Source organism: Streptomyces sp. NPDC001530 (assembly GCF_042894545.1).
In the GTDB taxonomy this organism is placed as follows: domain Bacteria; phylum Actinomycetota; class Actinomycetes; order Streptomycetales; family Streptomycetaceae; genus Streptomyces.
Map to the genome: position 1 here is coordinate 324,136 of NZ_JBIAVS010000007.1, position 23,147 is coordinate 347,282.

General features: G+C 69.3%; 24 protein-coding genes. 7 read left to right on the plus strand and 17 right to left on the minus strand.

Annotated features, from left to right (window positions below):
• Positions 1–25: 25 nt before the first annotated feature.
• The 4 genes from rdgB to ACFY0T_RS16615 form a co-directional block, all read right to left on the minus strand.
• Positions 26–628, minus strand: a complete 603-nt coding sequence (rdgB, locus tag ACFY0T_RS16600) for an RdgB/HAM1 family non-canonical purine NTP pyrophosphatase (protein ID WP_388870156.1) — start codon at positions 626–628, stop codon at positions 26–28.
• Between the two features lie 180 nt (positions 629–808).
• Positions 809–1,201: a hypothetical protein gene (locus tag ACFY0T_RS16605; protein ID WP_388870158.1), complete on the minus strand. Its 393-nt coding sequence runs from the start codon at positions 1,199–1,201 to the stop codon at positions 809–811.
• A gap of 145 nt (positions 1,202–1,346) precedes the next feature.
• Entirely contained in the window at positions 1,347–2,093 is a 747-nt protein-coding gene (gene rph, locus ACFY0T_RS16610) for a ribonuclease PH (protein WP_388870161.1), read from the minus strand.
• Positions 2,094–2,215: 122 nt separating this feature from the next.
• On the minus strand, positions 2,216–2,449 hold the full coding sequence (locus ACFY0T_RS16615) for a PTS glucose/sucrose transporter subunit IIB (protein ID WP_362501359.1): 234 nt from the start codon (positions 2,447–2,449) through the stop codon (positions 2,216–2,218).
• 173 nt (positions 2,450–2,622) lie between these two features.
• Here ACFY0T_RS16615 and ACFY0T_RS16620 point away from each other — a divergent pair, with 173 nt between their 5' ends.
• The gene (locus ACFY0T_RS16620) at positions 2,623–3,912 is read left to right on the plus strand and encodes a PTS transporter subunit EIIC (protein ID WP_388870164.1); all 1,290 of its coding nucleotides are present in this window, start codon (positions 2,623–2,625) and stop codon (positions 3,910–3,912) included.
• A 219-nt stretch (positions 3,913–4,131) separates the two neighbouring features.
• Positions 4,132–5,397 carry a PTS transporter subunit EIIC gene (locus tag ACFY0T_RS16625; RefSeq protein ID WP_388870167.1) on the plus strand — a complete coding sequence of 422 codons (1,266 nt, stop codon included), beginning with the start codon at positions 4,132–4,134 and terminating at the stop codon, positions 5,395–5,397.
• Positions 5,398–5,490: 93 nt separating this feature from the next.
• On the opposite strand, the gene ACFY0T_RS16630 is transcribed toward ACFY0T_RS16625, so the two are convergent.
• Positions 5,491–6,243 (minus strand): MBL fold metallo-hydrolase, encoded by a 753-nt coding sequence (locus ACFY0T_RS16630; RefSeq protein ID WP_388870170.1) that lies wholly within the window; start codon positions 6,241–6,243, stop codon positions 5,491–5,493.
• A 281-nt stretch (positions 6,244–6,524) separates the two neighbouring features.
• On the opposite strand from ACFY0T_RS16630, the gene ACFY0T_RS16635 reads away from it, so the two are divergent.
• The gene (locus tag ACFY0T_RS16635; protein ID WP_388870525.1) at positions 6,525–6,980 is read left to right on the plus strand and encodes a type II toxin-antitoxin system PemK/MazF family toxin; all 456 of its coding nucleotides are present in this window, start codon (positions 6,525–6,527) and stop codon (positions 6,978–6,980) included.
• A gap of 239 nt (positions 6,981–7,219) precedes the next feature.
• Here the strand turns inward: ACFY0T_RS16635 and ACFY0T_RS16640 are convergent, their stop codons facing one another.
• From ACFY0T_RS16640 to clpS, 7 genes are all read right to left on the minus strand, one after another.
• Positions 7,220–8,170, minus strand: a complete 951-nt coding sequence (locus ACFY0T_RS16640) for a PLP-dependent cysteine synthase family protein (RefSeq protein WP_388870173.1) — start codon at positions 8,168–8,170, stop codon at positions 7,220–7,222.
• A 17-nt stretch (positions 8,171–8,187) separates the two neighbouring features.
• On the minus strand, positions 8,188–8,466 hold the full coding sequence (locus tag ACFY0T_RS16645) for a MoaD/ThiS family protein (RefSeq protein WP_388870176.1): 279 nt from the start codon (positions 8,464–8,466) through the stop codon (positions 8,188–8,190).
• A 121-nt stretch (positions 8,467–8,587) separates the two neighbouring features.
• Positions 8,588–8,689: a putative leader peptide gene (locus ACFY0T_RS16650; RefSeq protein ID WP_313904860.1), complete on the minus strand. Its 102-nt coding sequence runs from the start codon at positions 8,687–8,689 to the stop codon at positions 8,588–8,590.
• 148 nt (positions 8,690–8,837) lie between these two features.
• Positions 8,838–9,260, minus strand: a complete 423-nt coding sequence (locus ACFY0T_RS16655; protein ID WP_388870180.1) for a Mov34/MPN/PAD-1 family protein — start codon at positions 9,258–9,260, stop codon at positions 8,838–8,840.
• A 237-nt stretch (positions 9,261–9,497) separates the two neighbouring features.
• On the minus strand, positions 9,498–10,949 hold the full coding sequence (locus ACFY0T_RS16660; RefSeq protein WP_388870183.1) for an amino acid permease: 1,452 nt from the start codon (positions 10,947–10,949) through the stop codon (positions 9,498–9,500).
• 322 nt (positions 10,950–11,271) lie between these two features.
• Positions 11,272–11,877, minus strand: a complete 606-nt coding sequence (locus tag ACFY0T_RS16665) for a DUF2017 domain-containing protein (RefSeq protein WP_388870186.1) — start codon at positions 11,875–11,877, stop codon at positions 11,272–11,274.
• A 58-nt stretch (positions 11,878–11,935) separates the two neighbouring features.
• Entirely contained in the window at positions 11,936–12,253 is a 318-nt protein-coding gene (gene clpS / locus ACFY0T_RS16670; RefSeq protein ID WP_388870189.1) for an ATP-dependent Clp protease adapter ClpS, read from the minus strand.
• A gap of 91 nt (positions 12,254–12,344) precedes the next feature.
• Between clpS and ACFY0T_RS16675 the strand changes: the two genes are divergently transcribed.
• On the plus strand, positions 12,345–13,673 hold the full coding sequence (locus ACFY0T_RS16675; RefSeq protein ID WP_388870192.1) for a nicotinate phosphoribosyltransferase: 1,329 nt from the start codon (positions 12,345–12,347) through the stop codon (positions 13,671–13,673).
• 321 nt (positions 13,674–13,994) lie between these two features.
• A complete protein-coding gene (locus ACFY0T_RS16680; RefSeq protein WP_388870195.1) occupies positions 13,995–14,579 on the plus strand; it encodes an isochorismatase family protein in 585 nt (194 codons plus the stop codon).
• 41 nt (positions 14,580–14,620) lie between these two features.
• On the opposite strand, the gene ACFY0T_RS16685 is transcribed toward ACFY0T_RS16680, so the two are convergent.
• A complete protein-coding gene (locus tag ACFY0T_RS16685) occupies positions 14,621–14,992 on the minus strand; it encodes a hypothetical protein (protein WP_388870198.1) in 372 nt (123 codons plus the stop codon).
• 121 nt (positions 14,993–15,113) lie between these two features.
• Positions 15,114–17,468: an immune inhibitor A domain-containing protein gene (locus ACFY0T_RS16690; RefSeq protein ID WP_388870201.1), complete on the minus strand. Its 2,355-nt coding sequence runs from the start codon at positions 17,466–17,468 to the stop codon at positions 15,114–15,116.
• Between the two features lie 440 nt (positions 17,469–17,908).
• Here ACFY0T_RS16690 and ACFY0T_RS16695 point away from each other — a divergent pair, with 440 nt between their 5' ends.
• On the plus strand, positions 17,909–18,220 hold the full coding sequence (locus ACFY0T_RS16695) for a hypothetical protein (protein WP_388870204.1): 312 nt from the start codon (positions 17,909–17,911) through the stop codon (positions 18,218–18,220).
• A 114-nt stretch (positions 18,221–18,334) separates the two neighbouring features.
• Here the strand turns inward: ACFY0T_RS16695 and ACFY0T_RS16700 are convergent, their stop codons facing one another.
• Complete coding sequence (locus tag ACFY0T_RS16700; RefSeq protein WP_388870206.1) at positions 18,335–19,042, minus strand: RDD family protein; 708 nt, start codon at positions 19,040–19,042, stop codon at positions 18,335–18,337.
• A gap of 81 nt (positions 19,043–19,123) precedes the next feature.
• Entirely contained in the window at positions 19,124–20,785 is a 1,662-nt protein-coding gene (locus ACFY0T_RS16705) for an RDD family protein (protein WP_388870209.1), read from the minus strand.
• 373 nt (positions 20,786–21,158) lie between these two features.
• Here ACFY0T_RS16705 and ACFY0T_RS16710 point away from each other — a divergent pair, with 373 nt between their 5' ends.
• Entirely contained in the window at positions 21,159–21,632 is a 474-nt protein-coding gene (locus ACFY0T_RS16710; protein WP_388870211.1) for an SsgA family sporulation/cell division regulator, read from the plus strand.
• A 36-nt stretch (positions 21,633–21,668) separates the two neighbouring features.
• Here ACFY0T_RS16710 and ACFY0T_RS16715 read toward each other — a convergent pair whose 3' ends face one another.
• Positions 21,669–23,084, minus strand: coding sequence for an FAD-binding oxidoreductase (locus tag ACFY0T_RS16715; protein ID WP_388870214.1), 1,416 nt, complete (start codon positions 23,082–23,084; stop codon positions 21,669–21,671).
• Positions 23,085–23,147: the final 63 nt, after the last annotated feature.

Sequence of the window (23,147 nt, forward strand, 5' to 3'; positions counted from 1 at the left end):
TCGCAGGCCGTTTCCGTGCGAGCCCTCAGCCCAACAGCTCCCGCACCACCGGTACCAGTGCCCGGAACGCCTTTCCCCGGTGGCTGATCGCGTTCTTCTCCTCGGGGGACAGTTCGGCACAGGTGCGCGTCTCCCCCTCCGGCTGGAGGATCGGGTCGTAGCCGAAGCCGTTGGTGCCGGTGGGGGTGTGGCGGAGGGTGCCGCGGAGTTGGCCCTCGACCACTCTCTCCGTGCCGTCGGGGAGGGCCAGGGCCGCCGCGCAGGCGAAGTGGGCGCCCCGGTGGGCGTCGTCGATGTCGGCGAGCTGGGCCAGCAGGAGTTCGAGGTTGGCCTTGTCGTCGCCGTGGCGGCCGGCCCAGCGGGCGGAGAAGATGCCGGGGGCGCCGTTCAGGACGTCGACGCAGAGGCCGGAGTCGTCCGCGACCGCGGGCAGGCCCGTGGCCTGGGCCAGGGCGTGGGCCTTCAGGAGGGCGTTCTCGGCGAAGGTGACGCCGGTTTCCTTGACGTCGGGGATGTCGGGGTAGGCGTCCGCGCCGACGAGGTCGTGGGTGAGTCCTGCGTCGGCGAGGATCGCCTTCAGCTCGGTGATCTTTCCGGCGTTGCGGGTGGCGAGGATCAGGCGGGTCATGGGCATCAGTATCCAAGAGCCAGCGGTGCGGTGCCCAAGAGCCGACCAGCGTCCAAGGGCCGCCCCGTAGCCAAGGGGCGACCCGTACCAGGGGCCGACCAGTTCCCAAGGTGCGACCAGTGTCCAAAGTGCGCCCCGTAGCCAAGGGGCGGTCAGTGCCCGGGAGCCGGAGCTTCTCCGTTACGGGGTGCAGACCTTTGTGAGTTCGCCCGCCGCGTCCGTGACCGGGCTGATGTCGGGGGTGTTGTCGCCGTTCTTGATGGCCGTGCGGACGTTCCCGACGGCCTTGTCGAGGTCGTCGACCGCCTTGTTGAGGTCGGCGTTGTCGGTCTTGTCGCCGATCTTGTCGAGGTTGTTCTCTATCGAGCTGAGGGACTCGTCGGTCTGCGTCGGGTCGTTCGCCGCGTTCTCGACGGCCTGTTGGAGGTCGGTGACGCTGTCGGCGATGGAGTCGGCGGTCTGGACGCAGTCCAGGGCCTTGTCGACCGCGTCGCAGCCGACGGCCGCCGGCAGGGCGACGAGTGCGGCGACGACGGCGAATGCGGCGGTGCGGCGGCGGTGGCGCGCGGCCATGGAACGGTCCCTCCCCGTGGGCATGATGTGGTCCGACCCCGTGCTGCGGTCGGCTCGACCGGTGATGCGGTCGGCTCGCCCCCGTGACGTGGTCGGCGGGGCGCACGGCTGGACCGTACGCCCGTACCTCTAAGAACGCGAAGGGTTAACGCGCGGTTGCCTCGATCGACGTTTCGAGTGCCGCGCGCTGGATGGCGGCGAGTTCGTCGCAGCCCGCGACGGCCAGGTCCAGGAGGGCGTTCAGTTCCTTGCGGTCGAAGGGCTCGGCCTCCGCCGTGCCCTGGACCTCGACGAAACGGCCGTCGCCGGTGCAGACGACGTTCATGTCGGTTTCGGCCTTCACGTCCTCCTCGTAGCAGAGGTCGAGGAGGGGGACTCCGTCGACGATGCCCACGGACACGGCGCTCACGGTGCCGGTCAGCGGCTGTCGGCCGGCCTTCACCAGCTTCTTGTTCTTCGCCCAGGTGACGGCGTCGGCGAGCGCCACGTACGCGCCGGTGATGGCCGCGGTGCGCGTGCCGCCGTCCGCCTGGAGGACGTCGCAGTCGAGGACGATGGTGTTCTCGCCGAGTGCCTTGTAGTCGATGACGGCGCGCAGGGAGCGGCCGATGAGGCGGCTGATCTCGTGCGTACGGCCGCCGATCTTGCCGCGTACGGATTCGCGGTCGCCGCGGGTGTTGGTGGCGCGGGGGAGCATGGAGTACTCGGCGGTGACCCAGCCCTCGCCGCTGCCCTTGCGCCAGCGCGGGACGCCCTCGGTGACAGAGGCGGTGCAGAAGACCTTGGTGTCGCCGAAGGAGACGAGGACGGAGCCCTCGGCGTGCTTGCTCCAGCCACGCTGGATGGTGATGGGGCGCAGCTGTTCGGGGGTGCGGCCGTCGATGCGAGACATGCTGATGAGCCTATCCGCATATGGGTGAGGGGCTGCCGCCGGTAACGGAAGCAGCCCCTCGGGGTGAGCCACAGAGCTGAGGAGCCGGCCCGGCAGACCTCAGAGCTGAAGAACTCCAGGTCTCACATCATGTCTTCGATCTCGCCCGCGATCGGGTCCGCGTCCGTGCCGATGACGACCTGGATGGCGGTGCCCATCTTGACGACTCCGTGGGCGCCGGCGGCCTTCAGGGCGGCCTCGTCGACGAGCGAGGGGTCGTTGACCTCGGTGCGCAGGCGGGTGATGCAGCCCTCGACCTCTTCGATGTTGTCGATGCCGCCGAGCCCGGCGACGATCTTCTCAGCCTTGGTGGCCATGTCCTACTCCCTGATCCGAACCGCTTTGTCGCAGTAACCCACAGTTGGCCCAACTTCGCGAGCGGTCATGTCGTCGTTGCCCCATGATGGCGATCACGACAGCGCAACCGTTCCTCGACTGGTCTACACCAGTCAGTGAACCGTAGCCAAACCGGCCGGTCCGGAGGACGCTCATGAGTGCCGACAGCACTGCCGCGCCCGCGAAGGCCCGCTGGAACCATCTGTTCCAGGGTCTGCAGAAGATGGGTCGCAGTCTCCAGCTCCCCATCGCGGTGCTGCCGGCCGCGGGCATCCTCAACCGCCTCGGACAGCCGGATGTGTTCGGCCCCGACGGGCTCGGCTGGGACAACGTCTCCAAGGTCATGAAGGGCGCCGGCGGTGCGCTGCTGGACGGCTCGCTCGGGCTGCCGCTGCTGTTCTGCGTGGGCGTCTCCATCGGCATGGCGAAGAAGGCGGACGGGTCCACCGCGCTCGCGGCGGTCGCGGGATTCCTCGTCTACTTCGGCGTGCTGCACCAGTTCCCGGAGAGCTGCGCACAGCAGGCGAAGGTCATCCAGAACATCGGCTGCCAGGCACCCGACTTCTCCGTGACGGGGTTCACGTACCAGAATCCGGGGGTCTTCGGCGGCATCATCATGGGGCTGCTGACCGCGTACTTCTGGCAGCGCTTCCACCGCACCAGGCTGGTGGACTGGCTCGGCTTCTTCAACGGGCGGCGGCTGGTGCCGATCATCATGGCGTTCGTGGCGATCGTGTTCGCCGCGCTGTGTCTGTGGATCTGGCCGCCGATCGGTGACGGGCTGGAGAACTTCAGCGACTGGCTGGTGAGTCTGGGCGCGTGGGGCGGGGGTGTGTTCGGTGTGGCCAACCGTGCGCTGCTGGTGATCGGTCTGCACCAATTCCTGAACGTGCCCATCTGGTTCCAGTTCGGCAGTTACACCAAGCCGGACGGGACGGTCGTGCACGGTGACATCAACATGTTCCTGGCGGGCGATCCGGACGCGGGCCAGTTCACCTCGGGGTTCTTCCCCATCATGATGTTCGCGCTGCCGGCCGCCGCGCTGGCGATCACGCACTGCGCGAAGCCGAACCGCCGCAAGGAGGTCGGCGGTCTGATGCTCTCCGTCGCGCTGACCTCGTTCGTCACGGGCATCACCGAACCGATCGAGTACTCCTTCCTGTTCGTCGCGCCGGTGCTCTATGTGATCCACGCGGTCCTCACCGGCGTTTCCATGGCCGTGACTTGGGGGCTGGGCGTGCACGACGGCTTCAGCTTCTCGGCCGGTCTGATCGACTACGTCATCAACTGGAACCTGGCGACCAAGCCCTGGGCGATCATTCCGATCGGGCTGTGCTTCGCCCTCGCGTACTACGTGATCTTCCGCTTCGCGATCACCACGTTCGATCTGAAGACTCCGGGGCGGGAGCCGGAGGAAGAGGTCGAGGACATCACGAAGGCATAGCCTCCACCTCTGCGCGAGGGCCCTTGGACCTACCGGTCCATGGGCCCTTCGTCATGCCTGGAACTACTTCCTCCCCTTATGACCCAGGCCACAAAATTCGCGGGTTCCTTATCCAGCCTTCACCGTGCTACAACAGGTCTACACCACTGAGTGGTGTAGACCACGCCGTCCCCACCCTTCCCTGTCCCCTGGGCGGCGCCTTGCCCACTGGAGGAAGTTGTGTCCACGGCCAGCGCCGCTCCCGCGGCCGACAAGAAGAAGGGCGCCGGCGCGATGGCTGTTCTGCAGCGCATCGGCCGCAGCCTGATGCTGCCGGTCGCGGTCCTGCCCGCCGCCGCGCTTCTGGTACGCCTCGGCAACACCGACATGCTCGGTCGCCCGTCCTTCCCCACGTTCCTCACCAAGATCGCCGGCTTCATGGCCGCCGGCGGCAACGCGATTCTCGACAACATGGCACTGCTGTTCGCCGTGGGCATCGCGATCGGCTTCGCGAAGAAGTCGGACGGTTCGACGGCGCTCGCGGCCGTGGTCGGCTACCTGGTCTTCAAGAACGTGCTCGCCACGTTCACCGACAAGAACCTGCCGAAGGTGGCGACGGCCGTCGACGGCAAGGTCGTCATGGTCGACGCCCCGGTGGACGCCAAGGTCCTGGGCGGTGTGGTGATGGGCCTCGTCGTCGCCCTCCTCTACCAGCGCTTCTACCGCACCAAGCTGCCCGACTGGGCAGGCTTCTTCGGCGGCCGCCGACTCGTCCCGATCCTCTCCGCCTTCGCGGGTCTGCTGATCGGCATCGTCTTCGGCTACATCTGGCCGGTCCTCGGCACGGGTCTGCACAACTTCGGTGAGACGCTGGTCAATTCGGGTGCCGTCGGCGCCGGCATCTTCGGTGTCGCCAACCGCGCCCTGATCCCGATCGGCATGCACCACCTGCTGAACTCGTTCCCGTGGTTCCAGGCGGGCGAGTACCACGGCAAGAGCGGTGACATCGCGCGCTTCCTGGCCCACGACCCGAGCGCCGGACAGTTCATGACCGGCTTCTTCCCGATCATGATGTTCGGCCTCCCGGCCGCGTGCCTGGCGATCGTGCACTGCGCCCGCCCCGAGCGCCGCAAGGTCGTCGGCGGCATGATGTTCTCGATCGCGCTGACCTCCTTCGTCACGGGTGTCACCGAGCCGATCGAGTTCACGTTCATGTTCATCGCGCCGGTCCTGTACGCCATCCACGCGCTGCTCACCGGTGTCTCCATGGCGCTGACCTGGGCGCTCGGCATGAAGGACGGCTTCGGCTTCTCGGCCGGCGCCGTCGACTTCGGCCTGAACCTCGGCATCGCGACCAACCCGTGGGGCCTGGTCCTGGTCGGCCTGTGCTTCGCGGCGGTCTACTACGTCGTCTTCCGCTTCGCGATCACCAAGTTCAACCTGCCGACGCCGGGCCGCGAGTCCGACGAGGAGCTGGCGGAGCTGCAGAAGGCCGAGGCCAAGTAGCCACCTGTACATAGGGCAGCCACCTGTACACCAGCGCGAGAAGGCCCCCGGAGTGATCTCCGGGGGCCTTGTCGTGCGTATGGGCTCGGCTTGTCAGATCTCGTACGACAGCCGAGGCATCGCCAGTTCCGCCGGACCCTCGTACGCCACGCGCGCGTCCGCCAGGTTGACCTGGGGGTCCGTCCACGGCGGGATGTGGGTGAGCAGCAGGCGGCGGGCGCCGGCGCGGGCGGCGGTCTCGCCTGCCTCGCGGCCGTTGAGGTGGAGGTCCGGGATGTTCTCCTTGCCGTGGGTGAACGCGGCCTCGCACAGGAACAGGTCCGTGTCGCGGGCGAGTTCGTCCAGGGCCTCGGTCACGCCCGTGTCCCCGGAGTACGTCAGCGACCTCCCCTCGTGCTCCACGCGGATGCCGTATGCCTCCACGGGGTGGCGCACCCGCTCCGTGTGCACGGTGAACGGGCCGATCTCGAACGTGCCCGGCTTGACCGTGTGGAAGTCGAAGACCTCGCTCATCGAGGAGGCGGAGGGCGTGTCGCCGTAGGCCATGGTCAGGCGCTGTTCGGTGCCCTCGGGGCCGTAGACCGGGATCGGGGCGCAGCGGCCGCCGTCGTGGCGGTAGTAGCGCGCGACGAAGTACGCGCACATGTCGATGCAGTGGTCGGCGTGCAGATGGCTGAGGAAGATCGCGTCGAGGTCGTAGAGACCGCAGTGGCGCTGCAGCTCGCCAAGGGCACCGTTGCCCATGTCGAGAAGCAGCCGGAAGCCGTCGGCCTCTACGAGGTAGCTCGAGCAGGCCGATTCCGCGGACGGGAACGACCCCGAGCAGCCGACGACGGTGAGCTTCATAAGAGCTGGAACCTCCGCGCTGGCAGGAAGTGCAGAGAGCAGATGCGGTGAGCAGATACTCGCTTCAGGCACTCGGAGCGGATACGGGAACAGGGGTCGTGCGGTCCGTCGAGCGTAAGGCGCAAAAGGGCCGGTCGCTCCTCCGCCAGGGGTCGTTGTGGGCGAACTCACCTGTGCTGTCACCGGATCGGATGGACCTGGCGTGGGCCGGGCGCGTCGAGTTGGGGCGGGCGGGGAGTGATGAGAAGCGGGTGCGGATGCGCGCCGGTACCTTCTTCGGTATGGACACGTCCTGGTGGCTCGCGTTGGCGGCGGTGGTGCTGCTCGCGTTGGTCGCGACGCTGGTGGACGGCTGGGGGCGCCGAGGGCGCCGGCCGGCCGGACGTGCGCGTCCGCCGGGGCGGGCGGGGGTGCGGCGAGGGGCGCCTCGGCCGCGGCCGGCGGAGATCTGGTGGGCGGACGTGCCGTACGAGGACGGGCCCGGGATCAAGGATCGGCCCTGTCTCGTGCTGACCGTGCGGGGGGATCACGCCACCGTCGCGAAGATCACCAGCAAGTACCACGATGAGCGGGCCGGGGTGATTCCGTTGCCGCCGGGGGCCGTGGGGGATGCCCACGGGCGGGCGAGCTTTCTGGAGACGGATGAGCTGCGGGAGGTTCCTGTGTGGGACTTCCGGCGGCGGGTGGGGGTGGTGGACCCGGTGCTGTGGGACCAGGTGCGGTATCTGGCGGGCTGAGGTGGGTGGGGGGTTGGTTTCTTCGCCCCCTCCGCCCCTACCCTCCCCCAAGCTCTCGGCTTCAGCTCTCGGCTTCGCTCGAGCAGGGGGACCCCCATCGTCCCTGGGGGCTCCCCCCAGCCCCCCCCGTATCGCGCTTCGCGCTCGTCCTCAAACGCCGGACGGGCTGCAGATATCCGGCCGGGCTGAAAGGTTGCCGGCCGGGGCGAAAGACCGCCCCGCCCCAGCCCTCGCACCCGCTACGCCCAGAGCTGTCCCTGCAACGTCTCGATCGCTTCCTCCGTCGTGGCGGCCGTGTAGACGCCCGTCGAGAGGTACTTCCAGCCGCCGTCGGCCACGACGAAGACGATGTCGGCGGACTCGCCGGCGGCGAGGGCCTTCTTGCCGACGCCGATCGCGGCGTGCAGCGCGGCCCCCGTGGAGACGCCCGCGAAGATGCCCTCCTGCTGGAGGAGTTCCCGGGTACGGGTCACCGCGTCCGCCGAACCGACCGAGAAGCGGCTCGTCAGTACGGACGCGTCGTACAGCTCGGGGACGAAGCCCTCGTCGAGGTTGCGCAGGCCGTACACCAGGTCGTCGTAGCGCGGCTCCGCCGCCACGATCTTCACGTCCGGCTTGTTCTCGCGCAGGAAACGGCCCACGCCCATCAGCGTGCCGGTGGTGCCGAGACCCGCCACGAAGTGGGTGATCGAGGGGAGGTCGGCGAGGATCTCGGGGCCCGTCGTCGCGTAGTGCGCACCGGCGTTGTCCGGGTTGCCGTACTGGTAGAGCATCACCCAGTCCGGGTGCTCGGCAGACAGCTCCTTCGCGACGCGTACGGCGGTGTTCGAGCCGCCCGCCGCGGGGCTGGAAATGATCTCCGCGCCCCACATGCCGAGCAGGTCACGGCGCTCCTGCGAGGTGTTCTCGGGCATCACGCACACCATGCGGTAGCCCTTGAGCTTCGCCGCCATGGCCAGCGAGATGCCGGTGTTGCCCGACGTGGGCTCGAGGATCGTGCAGCCGGGCGTCAGGCGGCCGTCCTTCTCCGCCTGTTCGATCATGTGCAGGGCCGGGCGGTCCTTGACCGAACCCGTCGGGTTGCGGTCCTCCAGCTTCGCCCAGATGCGGACGTCCGCGGACGGCGAGAGCCGCGGCAGGCGCACCAGAGGGGTGTTGCCCACCGCGGCGAGCGGGGAGTCGTAGCGCATAGGAGATCAGCGGCCGATCAGGCCATGCCACCGGCGACGGCCGGCAGGATCGTGACGTTGTCGCCGTCGGTCAGCTTGGTGTTGATGCCGTCGAGGAAGCGGACGTCCTCGTCGTTCAGGTAGACGTTGACGAAGCGGCGCAGCTCGCCGCCGTCCACGATGCGGTCCTGGATGCCCGCGTGCCGGGTCTCGAGGTCGGCGAAGAGTTCGGCGAGAGTCGCCCCGCCGCCCTCGACGGCCTTCTCGCCGTTCGTGTAGGGGCGGAGGATGGTGGGGATGCGGACCTCGATGGCCATGGCTCAGGGCTCCTGTCGGAAGGAAGTCAGGTCGGTGGCGCGCGGCAGCGCGGTGGAGCAGAAAACAGGGGTGACGCCGGTTGCGGTGCCGCGGCTCACGGCCGTACGGCGGCGGCAGGGATCAGCGCGTACAGATGGCGCTCTGCAGCCTGCACAGGTCGACGTGCAGCCGCGCCACGAGCAGCATGCCCGGCGTCTTGTCGCTCACGTCGTGGGAAACCATGGGCTCATCGTATCGATTCCCGGTCCGGGTCCCGGAATGTGATCTCAGATAGTGGATGAATTCTGACCGAATTGCGGGATCGGGTCGGGATTCGGGGCGGGATAGGAGCGGGATCGGGGCGGCGGGATCGCGTGGGATCAGTGCGCGATCAGTACGCCTCCACCACCTTGATCTCCTCCTCCTCCACCTCGCCCTCCACGATCCGGTACGAGCGGAACTGGAAGGGGCCGGCGCCGTCGGTGTCGGCGGTGGAGACCAGGACGTAGTGCGCGCCGGGCTCGTTCGCGTAGGAGATGTCCGTGCGGGACGGGTACGCCTCGGTCGCGGTGTGGGAGTGGTAGATGACCACCGGCTCCTCGTCGCGGTCGTCCATCTCGCGGTACAGCTTGAGCAGATCGCCGGAGTCGAACTCGTAGAACGTGGGCGAGCGGGCGGCGTTGAGCATCGGGATGAACCGCTCGGGGCGGCCGGTGCCCACCGGGCCCGCGACGACGCCGCACGCCTCGTCGGGGTGGTCCTGGCGCGCGTGCGCGACGATCTGGTCGAAGAGGGCCTGGGTGATGGTCAGCATGCTGGCCAGGATAAGCAGAAGGGCCGTCCCGTACCGAGGGGTGGTACGGGACGGCCCACATGGTGAGCTGTGCGGCTCGGGCGGCCCTTGCCGGGCGGCTCACTCTGCCTTTGTCGTGCGGCTCGCCCTGCCTTCGCCGTGCGGCTCGCCCTGCCTTCGCCGTGCGGCTCGCCCTGCCTTCGCCGTGCGGCTCGCCCTGCCTTCGCCGTGCGGCTCAGGCAGCTTTCACCGTGCGGCTCAGCCGACCTTCTCGAGCTCCGGCTCGCGGCGCTGGGTGACCTCCGGGTTGCGCGCCTTCAGGATCGCCCAGCCGACGGCCAGGACGGCGGCCCAGCCGGCCATCACGTACAGGCAGATGCGCGAGTCGGCGTCGTACGCGATCAGGCCGGTGACGAAGAGCAGGAACGCGACCGCGATCCAGCTGCACTTCGCGCCGCCCGGGGCCGGGAAGGAGGACGCGGGCAGGCGCCCGGCGTCGACCGCGCGGCGGTACAGGATGTGGCTGACCAGGATCATCAGCCAGGTCCAGATGCCGGCCGCGGTGGCCACCGAGGTGACGTAGCCGAAGGCCTTCTCCGGGACGATGTAGTTCAGGACCACGCCGATGCCCATGAAGAGCACCGAGATCGTGATGCCGATCGCGGGGGTCTTGGTCGAGGACAGCTTGTTGAAGACCTTCGGCGCCTCGCCGTTGTCGGCCAGGGTGCGCAGCATGCGGCCCGTGGAGTACATGCCGGAGTTGCAGGAGGACAGGGCCGCGGTCAGCACGACGAAGTTGACGATGCCGGCGCCCGCCGGGATGCCGATCTTCGCGAAGGCCTCGACGAAGGGGCTGACGCCCGGTGCGAACTCCGTCCACTTCACGACGCAGAGGATGACCGTGAGGGCACCGACGTAGAAGAGGGCGATGCGCCAGGGCAGGGTGTTGATCGCCTTGGGGAGCGTCTTCTCGGGGTCCTCGGACTCGCCCGCCGTGACGCCGACGAGCTCGACGGCGAGGTAGGCGAACATGACGCCCTGCAGGGTCATCAGGGACGAGCCGATGCCCTTGGGGAAGAAGCCGTCGAACTCCCAGAGGTTCGAGACGGCGGCCGTGTCACCGGCCGAGCTGAAGCCGAAGGTGAGGACGCCCAGGCCGATCACGATCATGCCGATCAGGGCGGTGACCTTGACCATCGAGAACCAGAACTCGATCTCGCCGAAGAGCTTCACCGAGATCAGGTTCGCCACGAACAGGACGACCAGGAAGACAAGGGCCGTCACCCATTGCGGGACCTGCGGGAACCAGTAGTGGACGTAGATCGCGGCGGCCGTGAGCTCGGCCATGCCGGTGACGACCCACATGAGCCAGTACGTCCAGCCGGTGAAGTAGCCGAAGAACGGGCCGAGGAACTCGCGGGAGTACTCCGCGAAGGAGCCCGAGACCGGGCGGTAGAGCAGGAGCTCGCCGAGCGCCCGCATGATGAAGAACACGATCGCGCCCGCGAGGGCGTACATCATGATCAGGCTGGGTCCGGCCTTGGCGATGTTCGCCCCGGCTCCCAGGAAGAGGCCGACGCCGATGGCGCCGCCGATCGCGATCATCTGGACCTGACGGCTGCCGAGCCCGCGCTCGTACCCCTCTTCGGGGGCGTCGCCGCCCACGGCCTCACTGCCGTCGTACTGCTTGTCGACCTGCGATGAGGTCATGTGTGGTGCGCCTTTCTCCATGCCGATCCGAGCCAGTCCCTTGGCTTCGGATCGGGTTCCGATCCCCCCGGATGGTGGAGCTTTATGCCTCGCCGGCGATCCGCCGGCTGGTGGCGCACCCGACCGGACATGGGTGGTGTCCCGTCGGGCGGTCGTGAAGATTTATCACGGCCGCAACATTGATCGGCTGTGGCTGGTGTAAGGCATGCCACAGGGAGAAGCGGACAAACAAACACTCAGGGCCGCATAGCAGGCCACAGCGGTGACGCGATCGTTATCCGGATTTGAGCGTCCGCTGAGCGAACACCAGGGGCGGTGCGAACTACGGCATCAGCGTCTCGACGAGCGACTCCTGGAGCCCGCCCAGCCACAGATACGCCATCACCATCGGCTTGCGCGGATCCTCGTCCGGGAGCCGGTAGAGGAGGTCGGTGTCCTCCTCGTCGACGACATCCAGCCGGGAGCCGATCGCCAGGCGCAGGTCGTTCAGGGCGCGCAGCCACCGCTCGGACTCCTCGGCGGACAACTTGAGGACGGCGCCGCCGTCGCCGCCGGGCGTCAGGGCGTCCAGGGAGCGGATCACCGCGAGGGCGTTCTCGCGCTTGCTCGCGCGCAGGTCGTTCTCGGTGAAGCGGCGGAACTCAGCGGAGTACGCGCGCTGCTCCTCGGCCTCCTCGGGCGAGGCGGCCTCGACACCCGGGCCGCTGTAGGCGTCGGGGAAGAGGCGCTGCAGCACCGGGTCGGCGGGCGGCTCGCTGGGGCCCTCGGCGAACAGCTCGGCCAGCGGGTCCTCGGGCGCGTTCTCCGCGGGGCCGGGACCGATGAGTTCCAGGAGCTGGACGGCGAGGGAGCGGATGATGGAGATCTCGACCTCGTCGAGCGCGACGGCCGCGCCGCCGCCGGGGAGCGGTTCGAAGTGTCCTGGCATGGAGTGAGTTCGCTACTTCCGGTACTGCTGGCGGGTTTCCAGGGTTCAGGCGGTCGGGCTACTTCCGGTCCTGCTGAAGGGTCGCCCACAGACCGTAGCCGTGCATGGCCTGTACGTCGCGCTCCATCTCCTCGCGCGTGCCGCTGGAGACGACCGCCCGGCCTTTGTGATGGACGTCGAGCATGAGCTTGGTGGCCTTGTCCTTGGTGTAGCCGAAGTACGTCTGGAAGACATACGTCACGTAGCTCATGAGGTTGACCGGATCGTTGTGGACGATCGTCACCCAGGGGACGTCCGGCTCGGGCACGGCGAAGACCTCCTCCGCCGACTCGGTCTTTTCGATCTCTAGGGGTGCGGGAGCCGTCACACCGCCCATGCTGCCACCAGAGGGGGGCACCCGCACAAACGGGGCCCACAAAAGGGACCCACAAATCGTCAGAGTGACGAGATGGGGGTACGATCCCGTCATGAACACAGCGGACCTTGGGCTGCCGGTGGATGTTCCCTCGACGGCACTCTTCACGGACCAGTACGAGCTGACGATGCTGCAGGCCGCGCTGGCCGCCGGGACCGCCGAGCGGCGCTCGGTCTTCGAGGTCTTCACCCGCAGACTGCCCGACGGACGGCGGTACGGGGTCGTGGCGGGCACCGGACGCGTCCTCGACGCCGTCGAGAACTTCCGCTTCGACGCGGGAGTCCTCAGCTTTCTGCGCGAGCGCGGGATCGTGGACGAGCCCACCCTGGAGTGGCTGGCCTCGTACCGCTTCAGCGGCGACGTGTGGGGCTATCCCGAGGGCGAGGTGTACTTCCCGGGCTCGCCGATCCTGCGGGTGGAGGGCTCCTTCGCGGAGTGCGTGCTCCTGGAGACGGTGATCCTCTCCATCCTCAACCACGACTCCGCGATCGCGGCCGCCGCGTCCCGGATGGCCTCCGCCGCCGGAGAGCGGCCGCTGGTCGAGATGGGCGCCCGGCGCACGCACGAGCTGGCCGCGGTGGCCGCATCGAGGGCCGCGTACGTCGGCGGCTTCACGACCACGTCCGACCTGGCCGCGGGCTTCCGGTACGGCATACCGACCGTGGGGACCTCAGCGCACGCCTTCACCCTGCTGCACGACCGCGAGCGTGACGCCTTCCAGGCCCAGGTGAACTCGCTCGGCCGGGGCACCACGCTGCTCGTGGACACCTACGACGTCGCCGAGGCCGTACGGATGGCCGTCGAGATCGCAGGGACGGACCTGGGCGCGGTGCGCATCGACTCCGGCGACCTGCTGCTCGTCGCACACCGGGTGCGGCAGCAGCTGAACGAGCTGGGCGCGACCAAGACGAAGATCATCGTGACCTCCGACCTGGACGAGTACGCGATCGCCTCGCTGGCGGCGGCGCCCGTGGACGCGTACGGCGTGGGTACCCAGCTGGTGACGGGATCCGGCCATCCCACCTGCTCCATGGTCTACAAGCTGGTCGCCCGCGCCGAGTCGGCGGACCCGAAGGCCCCGCTGCTGCCCGTGGCCAAGAAGTCCTCCGGGGGCAAGACGTCCATCGGCGGGCGCAAGTGGGCGGCACGGCGCCTCGACGAGGACGGGGTCGCCGAGGCCGAGGTGATCGGCACCGGGCCGGTCCCCGGTGAGCTGGCCGACCGCCAGCTCCTGGTCGAGCTGATCAAGGGCGGCCAGGTCGTCGCCCGCGAGCCGCTCGACGTCGTACGTGACCGGCATGCGGCGGCACGCGCCAACCTGCCGATGTCGGCGACGCAGCTCTCGCACGGAGAGCCGGTGATTCCGACGGAATACCTCTGATACGCCCGAGGGAGGGGCGCCCGCCTCGCGGGGCGGCCCCCCAATAGCCCCATGCGTGCGCACCCGCGTTACCACGCATGAACAAACGGTGAGCGGGAATGCAACGGCAGTGTGCCTGCGCGGCCCGCTGAAGCCAAAAGCACCCTCCCGCACCGCACTTGAAGTCTCTAGGCTCGGTACACCAGCTGTGCCCACGGGAACACCCTCACGAGCCCAAGCCGTCCTCCGGCCGGGGGTCCGGGGTTGTCCCCCGGGAAAACGCAGCAACGGCCGGGCCCGCACCCCTTCACCGACCTGCTGCCAAGCCGAAGGACACCGACCATGCGCCGCGCCTTGATCGTCGTAGACGTGCAGAACGACTTCTGTGAGGGTGGCAGCCTCGCGGTGGCCGGGGGTGCCGATGTGGCCGCCGCCATCACGGAGCTGATCGGGCAGGCGCCCGCCGGCTACCGCCATGTCGTCGCCACCCGCGACCTCCACATCGCCCCCGGCGGCCACTTCGCCGACAACCCCGACTACGTCCACTCCTGGCCCGCGCACTGCGTGGCCGGCACGGAGGGGGTGGGCTTCCACCCGAACTTCGCCCCGGCGGTCGCCTCCGGCGCGATCGACGCCGTCTTCGACAAGGGTGCCTACGCCGCGGCGTACAGCGGTTTCGAGGGCGTCGACGAGAACGGGGTCACGCTGGCCGGCTGGCTGCGGGCCCGCCGGATCGACGAGGTGGACGTCGTCGGTATCGCCACGGACCACTGTGTGCGCGCCACCGCCCTCGACGCGGCCCGCGAGGGCTTCCGCACCCACGTCCTGCTCGACCTCACGGCCGGGGTGGCCGAGGAGACGACGGAGCGGGCTCTGGAGGAGATGCGGGAGGCGGGCGTGGAGCTCACGGGCAAGCCCGTCGTCTAGCCCCCACGGCTACGCGGGGTTACGCCTCCGATCGCTTGCGGTTACGTCTGTGCCGCGGGACGTCTGAGCAGGGCTCTGATCGGGTGCCAGAGCTCCTGGGCCAGTTCCGGGCCCGCGACACCGATGTCAGGGGCCATCCGCCATATGAGGCCGTCGGGGTGGTGCAGGACCGCGGTGATCTCGTCCGGGGTGGGAGGCGCCGCGTTGCCGCGGAGGTAGACAGCGCGCATGCCCAGGTTGCGCAGCCGCGTCAGGGCCCGTGCGCGGTTCTGGGCGAGGACCAGGACCCGCACGCAGCCGCCGGCCGAGCCGGACGGGCCGGCCAGGTTCAGGGCCACGCCCTGTGGGCTGGGCAGATTCAGCGCCACCACCACGCTGCCGTTCGGCAGCTTGCAGAAACCTCCTGCGGCCATGCGGTCACACCCCCGTGCGAGTCAGTGTCAATAAGCGAGGCACAGGACGCACCTAAACACGATCGGCGGCAACCCGCCAGGGGGTTGCCGCCGATCGCCTTCTGACCTGCGGAAATGCCGACTACTTCACCGCGGGGCCGACCCGGAGCAAGATCGTGGAGCCATCCTTGGCCTCCTTGACGATCCGGATCTTGGTGTTGGTGTCAGTGATCTTGACACCGGCCGTCGGGGTGCTGTCGTCGTAGTAGGTGCTGGTGTGGTCGTTGAAGACCGGCACCCCCTTCGACGACGGGATCTTGGTCGCGACGTCCGCGTTGTGCAGCGTGATGCCGTCCGTGCGGTACAGGCTGAACGGCGAGTCGTACGCCTGGACGCGGTTGCGCATCAGCGTGCCGTCGGACCACTTCAGCGCGGCCGGGTGCGAGTCGACCGGCAGGACCAGGCCGACGCCCGGGTGGGCGCTGGTGTTGTTGTCCGCCTGGGAGGTGTCCCACTTCCAGATCAACAGGCCGTTCTGGTACGGGTAGTGCTCCACCCAGTCCGGACGGGTCGTCGAGAAGCCGAAGTTGTACGGGCCGACCTTGAGGGTCTTGTCGTACGACACGTACTGGCGGTTCTCCGCGAGGTAGTACTGCGCGTAGTCCTTGGTGAAGGACGCGCCGATGCGGGAGAAGCCGGTCGCCGTCCACGCCGCGTCGGCCGTCTCGGCGTTGTCGGAGAAGAGCGGTGAGCCGTCCGCGGTGACCGTGATCTCGTCGGCCGCGAAGCCCTTCTGCGCCACACCGCCGTCGGTCTGGTAGCGGAAGCGGACGTCGATCTTCTTGCCCGCGTAGGCGTCCAGGGAGTACGACAGCTTCTTGTAGCCGTCGACCGTGCCGGTCAGGGCGGGCTTGTCGCTGGCGTCGTGCGGGATGGGCTGGCCGTCCACCGTGCCGTCGAGAGCGGTCCAGTTGGCGCCGCCGTCGGTCGAGACCTCCGTGTAGAGGAAGTCGTAGTTGGCCTCGATGTCGTAGTAGCCGTCCAGGGTCAGCGCGGCCGAGGACTTGCCGGTGAGATCGACGGAACGGGTCAGCGTGTTCTTGAGGTTGTCACCGCTGCCGCTCCACCACTGGGTCGAGCCCTGCGCCGGGGTGACGACGGTGGTGGTGACCGCCTTGTCGGGCAGGTTGACCACGAGGGCCTGCTTGTTCCAGGTGTTGTACTCGGCGACACCCAGCTTGTGCGTGGACTGCTTGCCGGCCTTGGCCGTGTCGTAGTTGAGCCAGCCCAGCTGCAGCTTGTCCCAGGCGTTGAAGTCGCCCGGCAGATCGCCGATGGACTCCTTGCCGGTGCCGAGCCAGGAACCGGAGGACATCAGCGTCCAGAAGCCGGTGGAGTTGTCGCCGTTGCCGGTGGTGTCGTAGTGGTCCGGCAGACCGAGGTCGTGGCCGTACTCGTGGGCGAAGACGCCGAGTCCGCCGTTCTCGGGCTGGATGGTGTAGTCGCCGACCCAGATGCCGGTGTCGCCGATCTGGGCGCCGCCGAGCTTGTTGTCGGCCGGGCCCGTGGCGCCCGCGTCGGTGCCGAACGCGTACCAGCGGTGGGCCCAGATCGCGTCGGTGCCCTGGACGCCGCCGCCCGCGGACTCGTCCTCGCCGGCGTGCACGATCTGGAAGTGGTCGATGTAGCCGTCGGGCTCGTTGAAGTCGCCGTCGCCGTCGAAGTCGTAGCGGTCCCACTGGTCGAAGTTGGCCAGCTCCGCCTTGATGGCCGCGTCGGACTTGCCGGCCGCCTTCTGCTGGGCGACCCACGCGGTCACGCCGTCGCTGACGACGTTCCACACGCTCGGGCAGTTGGTGGAGCCGCAGGCGTTGTTGCCGTAACGGGCCTCGTTGTAGGGGACCTTGACCCAGTCGGCGACCTCGCCGTCGACCGAGTAGCGGCCCGAGGACTGCTTCTCGTAGAACTTCTTCATCGACTCGACGCGCTTGCCGGTGCCGAAGTAGAGGTCCTGGAAGTGCTTCTGGTTGTAGTCCGCCTGCCAGGCCGTGCTGTTGTCCTTGGTGCGGTCCGGCTTGGCTATCCGGTTGTGCAGCGGTCCGGCCGTGCCGCCGGCCGTGCTGTCGATCTTGTCGCCGAACTCGACCAGGATCGTGAAGATCTTGTCGGTCTTCTCGCGGCCCAGCTCGACGTACTTGCTGTGGCCCTTCTTGCTCTTGAGCTGCACAACCTGCGAGCCGTCGCGGTCCTTGACCTTGGCGTCGCCGGATATGACCTGGTTCAGGGCCTCTTGGCGCTGAGCCGTCTGGGTCTTGCTGAGCGGGCCGTCGAGGTCGTGGTCGACCGCGGTCTTGGCCGGCTGCGGGTCGTGGCGGTCGATGCGCGACGACGGTGCGTCATCGGCCTGTGCCACGGCGAACGTAGAGAACGTGGCGGTGGCCGCCGCGAGGGCCACGCCCACCGCGGCCGCTCTGAACGTCCATGGTCTGCTGGTCACTTGATGTCCTCCCCCGCGTCCGCTCGCGCGGATGGGGGGTCCCGGTCATGGAGGTCCGCGCGCGTATACGCGATTCAAGTGACGTCATTCGACCGGAGTTACCGAAGAAAAGACAGATCTTGACTTGAACCTGGCAAGTGCACTATACGGAGCCGGAGTTCGCTATCCGAACGGCCCGAACATCCCCCAACGGGCGCGCTCGTATGTCCACTTGATGGACGTGATGACTCCGTGCGCCCCCTGTGCACCGGCACCGTGGGTAAGGTCACGCTTACCAGTCGTTCCACTCGGGCATGCAGGCGAATAGAGTCGATTGGCGGAGCGTCGGAAATCGGCGGAAAGCCAAGCCGACACCGTTGTCTCACCCCCGATTCTTATCCGCACCCTCCCCCATCGCGAGAGGCACGGGGGGAGAACCCCCATCCGAGGACACGATTGCCATGCCTCGTCCGACCGCCGCACAGCTCGCCTACGGTTCCTGCACCGTGATCTTCTCCACCCTCGCCATGCTGCTGCTGTCTCAGACGAGTTCGGGCCTGGGGATCGCTGTGATCACCCTCTCGGCACTCGCCCTCGGACTGCTCGTCGCCATGACGGTCCCGCTGCCGAAGCCCGAGCCGTCCGCCACAGCTCCGGCTCCCGCAACCGCTCCCGCTCCGGTCGAGCGGGTGCCCGTGCAGCGCGAGACCGCGTCCGTGTCCGCCTCCGCCGCCGCGGCGCCCGAGCCGGTACGCGAGCATGCCGGTCCGTGACGTCTAGCACGCCTGGTACGCCTCGTATGTCTGGTGCGCCTGGAACGCGAACCGGCGGGCCCGTGAGACACGGACCCGCCGGTCGTCGGAGCGCTGCCGCCGCCCTGACGTACGTCAACTGGTGCTGACCACCACCGTCTTGGCCACCTTGTCGTGCAGGCCCTGCTTATAGGGCTTGTCGAAGAAGCTCCAACCGCCCGCGATCGCGGTCCAGATGCACGCGCAGCAGAAGGCGAACGGAAGCCACAGGACTAGCGAGCGGACCAGCATGGTCTGCACGGAGGGCGTGGAGCCGTTGTCGAGGTTCGCCACCCGCAGATTGAACAGCTTCTTGCCGAGGGTCTGTCCCGACTTGCTCATCATCACGGTGTCGTACGCGATGTAGAGAATGGCGGCGACGACTTCCTTCCCGAAGGAGTCGCTGAACTTGATCTTGTCCGTGTCCACTGTGTACTGGTGGAACCCGAACGCCCAGGACACCAGGTACACCACGATGCCCACGAGGATCATGTCGAGGATCCTCGCCAGCACCCGTTTGCCGCTGTCGGCGAGCGGGGGCATGCCGGCCAGCGGATCGCCGCCGTAGGGGCCGCCCGGGCCGTAGGGGCCGCCAGGACCGCCGCCTCCGTAAGGGGGCTGCTCACCGCCGCCGTAGGGCGGGGGCTGACCGCCGTACGGGGTGTCGTACGGAGAGCCGCCGCCCGGGGGCGGCGGGGTGCTGTCGTACGGGGAACCGCCGCCCTCGGCGGGCGGGGGCTGCTTCTTGAACGGGTCTTCGTCCGGCGGCTGGCCGGAGCCGGGGGGCGGCGGTTCGCTGCTCATGGCCCGAGTCGACCGCGAACCCTGCGGCTCCGCATCCGGCGAGCGGCCGTCCGGGGGACCGGGTTCGTTCCCGCGGCCCTGCTACGACGTCGCGGCTACGAACGTGTGGGCCGCCTTGTCGTGCCAGCACTGCCGCCACGGCTTGTCGAACAGGCACCACAGCACGCCGACGACACCGACGACGAGGAGACCCGGGACGCTGTAGACGAGCCAGCGGCGCAGGGCCGGGCCGAAGGTCGGCGGTTCGTGGCCCTCGATGTCGCGCACCTCGATACCGCACAGCTTCTTGCCCAGAGTGCGGCCCCACTTGGCGGTGGGCAGCGCGTCGTAGAGCACGCCGAACACGATCAGGACGGCGAGCACGATGCCGAGGTAGCCGCTGGTCGTGCCGTCGAGCAGCCAGACCGTGACCTTCTCGCCGGACAGCTTGGCCGCGTCGATCTTCTCGTTGATGTGGTCGACCGCCTTGGTGCCCAGCGGCACGGCGGCCACGGCAGTGACGCCGGCGAGCACGACGGTGTCCACGAGCCGTGCGGCCAGCCGCTTGCCCAGGCCCGCGGGCCGCGCCGCCGACTGCCGCCGCGCGGCCGCCTGGAACACGTCGTCGACCGGCGGCTTCCACGGCGCGACCGGCTGCCCCTCGTCGGGTGTGCCACCCGCGAGCCGGTGCACCTGCTGGGCCCAGGACGGCTGTCCGCCACCGGGGCCGGTGGTCACGGGGGTGGGGCCACCGGGCTGCTGGGGGACGGAGGGGGTGGAGGGAGCGGACGGAGCGGAGGGGGTGGAGGGGGCGTTATGGGCGGCGGCTTGCGCGGCGGCCGCGGCCTGGGCGGCGGCTGCCGCTGCTTGGGCGGCCTGCCCGGCGCCGAAACCGCCACCGGCGTGTCCGGGAGTGCCGGCAGCACCAGGCGTGCCGGGAGCCTGGGAAGCGCCGGGAGCCTGGGAAGCGCCAGGCGTACCGGGCGTGCCGGAAGCCCCGCCGGTACCGGCGGTAGCGGCCGTGCCGGGTGCGCCCGCCCCCGGCCCCGTGCTCCCGCTCTGCGCCCCGGGCTGCCGCTCCGTGCGCGGGGAGAGCGCACGGAAGGCCATGGTGCCCTCGGAAGGGACGGGGTCCTGGGCGCCGGGCGTGGCGGAACCCGCGTTCCCCTTGCTGCCCGCGCCCCCCGTGCCCTCCGCCCCCGCGGGCCGCACCGGCCCCGTGGGACGGCGGAACACCACGGTGCCGCCGGACGCCGGGGGCTGCGCGCCGCTGTCCGGCTCCGCGGGCGGGATCGTCGCCGTACCGTCCGTGCGGGAGGACTTGCCGTCGGGCTGGACGACCGCGTCGGCGGGCTGGGCCGCGCGGGGCACGCGCGGGTCGGCGCCCTGCGGCGCGCCCCAGGACACGCGGCGGTCCTGTTCGCCGCCGAAGCCGGACTGCTGGGAGCGGTCGGCGCCCCACGCTTCGGCGGGCTCGGGCCGGCTGCCGTGCTGCGCCTCGGCCGGGGGCACCTGCGGCTGAGGGTCCTCGTCGAAGAAGTGGGGCCCTGTCTCCTCCGCCGGAGCAGGCGCGGGAGCGGGCACGCGGGCCGGGCGCACGCCGGGCGGCGGCGCGAGCGGTTCGCCGTCGGACGGCGCCGGACGGCTCGTACCGGGTACCCAGGCGGCACCGTTCCAGTACCGGACATATCCAGGAATGGAGGGATCCGGGTAATACCCTTCGCGGGGCCTGTCGTCTCCGGGGGCCGGGGTTGGGGCGCTCATGTCCGTCGTCCCGTATCTGCTCGGGGGTTTCTTGGGGGGTCCACATCTATCAGACGGGCGCACTCGTCACGGCCCCTCCCGCCGCACCCACCCCTTTCGGGCAAAGTTCCGCCACGTCTTGCGAGCGGGCTTCCGCGGTTGTCCGAGAAGGGGCCGACCCCGGTCGGAGACGGCGCCCGGCGCTAGTCCGAAGCCGGTTCCGAAGCCGGTTCCGACGCCGGTTCCGACGCCGGTTCCCAAGCCAGAGTTCCCAAGCCGGTTCCGAAGCCGGTCCGAAAAACTTCTCGGAACCCACGTAATGGTTCCGCCCCGACGCGCTCTCCACTCGTACGGGCCCGCCCCAGGACCCCGCACACGAGAGGAGACACACGAGATGCACACCGTGATGGAACGCGAGCTCGAGCTCAAACTCGTCCTGTCGCCGGAGCGCAGCATCCCCGTCCCGGCGCGGCTCAGCTACCGCGCCGATGACCCGTTCGCCATCCACATCACGTTCCACATCGGCTCCGACCATCCCGTCGAGTGGACGTTCGCCCGCGAGTTGCTCGTGGAGGGAGTGTTCCGGCCGTGCGGGCACGGCGATGTGCGGGTGTGGCCGACGAAGGTCGCGGGCCGCAGCGTCGTGCTGATGGCGCTGAGGTCGCCCGAGGGCGACGCGCTGCTCGAAGCACCCGCCGCGCAGGTGTCGGCCTGGCTGGAGCTCACCCTGCGGGCGATCCCCCCGGGCTCTGAGGCCGAGCAGCTCGGCATCGACGACGGCCTCGCCGAGCTGCTCGCTCCCACGCCGGCCGACGACCTCTGGCTGCGCGATCCGTGGCCCTCGGACGAGTCCAAGGACGGGGAGTGAGCCATCACAGACCGCGTACGAGCGTCAGAAGCACTTTCAGAAGAGCTTGCCCGGGTTCAGGATGCCCAGCGGGTCGAACGTCGTCTTGATCGCCCGTTGCATCTCGACGCCCACCGGGCCGATCTCGCGCGCCAGCCACTCCTTCTTCAGGACGCCCACGCCGTGCTCTCCGGTGATCGTGCCGCCGAGTTCCAGACCGAGGGCCATGATCTCGTCGAAGGACTCGCGGGCGCGCCGGGACTCGTCGGGGTCGGAGGCGTCGAAGCAGACGGTGGGGTGGGTGTTGCCGTCGCCGGCGTGTGCGCAGACGCCGATGGTCAGGGCGTACTTCTCGGCGATGCGCTCGATCCCTTCGAGCATGTCGCCGAGCCGGGAGCGCGGCACGCACACGTCGTCGATCATCGTCGTGCCCTTGACCGCTTCGAGCGCGGTCAGCGACAACCGCCGCGCCTGGAGCAGGAGTTCGGACTCGGCCGCGTCCTCCGCCGGTACGACCTGGGTGGCGCCCGCGGCCTCGCACAGCGCGCCGACCGCGGTGAGGTCGGCCGCCGGGTCGTGGGTGTCGAAGGCGGCGAGGAGCAGGGCCTCGGTGGTCTCCGGGAGGCCCATGTGGGCCAGGTCGTTGACGGCCTTCACCGTCGTACGGTCCATGAGTTCGAGGAGGGACGGCACATGACCGCCCTCCATGATCCGGCAGACGGCGTCGCAGGCGGCGCGCGCCGACCCGAACTCGGCGGCCAGCACCAGCTGTTGGGGCGGCTGCGGCCTCAGCGCCAGGATCGCCCGTACGACGATGCCGAGCGAGCCCTCGGAGCCCACGAACAGGCGGGTGAGGTCGTACCCGGCGACACCCTTCGCAGTGCGGCGGCCGGTGCTCATGAGGCGTCCGTCGGCGAGGACGACGTCCAGGCCGAGGACGTACTCGGCGGTCACCCCGTACTTGACGCAGCACAGGCCGCCGGAGGCCGTGCCGATGTTGCCGCCGATCGTGCACATCTCCCAGCTGGAGGGGTCCGGCGGGTAGTACAGGCCGTGTTCGTTGACCGCGCGGGAGAGCGTGGCGTTGATGACGCCGGGCTCGACGACGGCGATGCGGTCGACCGGGTTGATCTCCAGGATCCGGTCCATCTTCACCAGGGACAGCACGATGCAGCCGTCGGAGGCGTTGGCGGCGCCGGACAGGCCGGTGCGGGCGCCCTGCGGGACGACCGGGACGCGCAGTTCGGTCGCGGTGCGCATGATGTGCTGGACCTGCTCGACGGTGCGCGGCAGGACGACCACGGCGGGCGCGCCCGCCTCGCAGAAGCTCGCCATGTCGTTGGCATACGAGGCGGTGACGTCCGGGTCGACGAGGACTGCTTCGGCCGGCAGGCCGCTCAGCAGACAGTCCACGAGGTTGCCGGTCGCTGCCGTGTCTTCATCGTGCCGGGCTTCGATACGGCTCATGATCACAGGGTCGCACCCGGGGCCATCGGTGTGAACCCCGTCCGCCCGAGGCTTTGGATGCCGGGATGT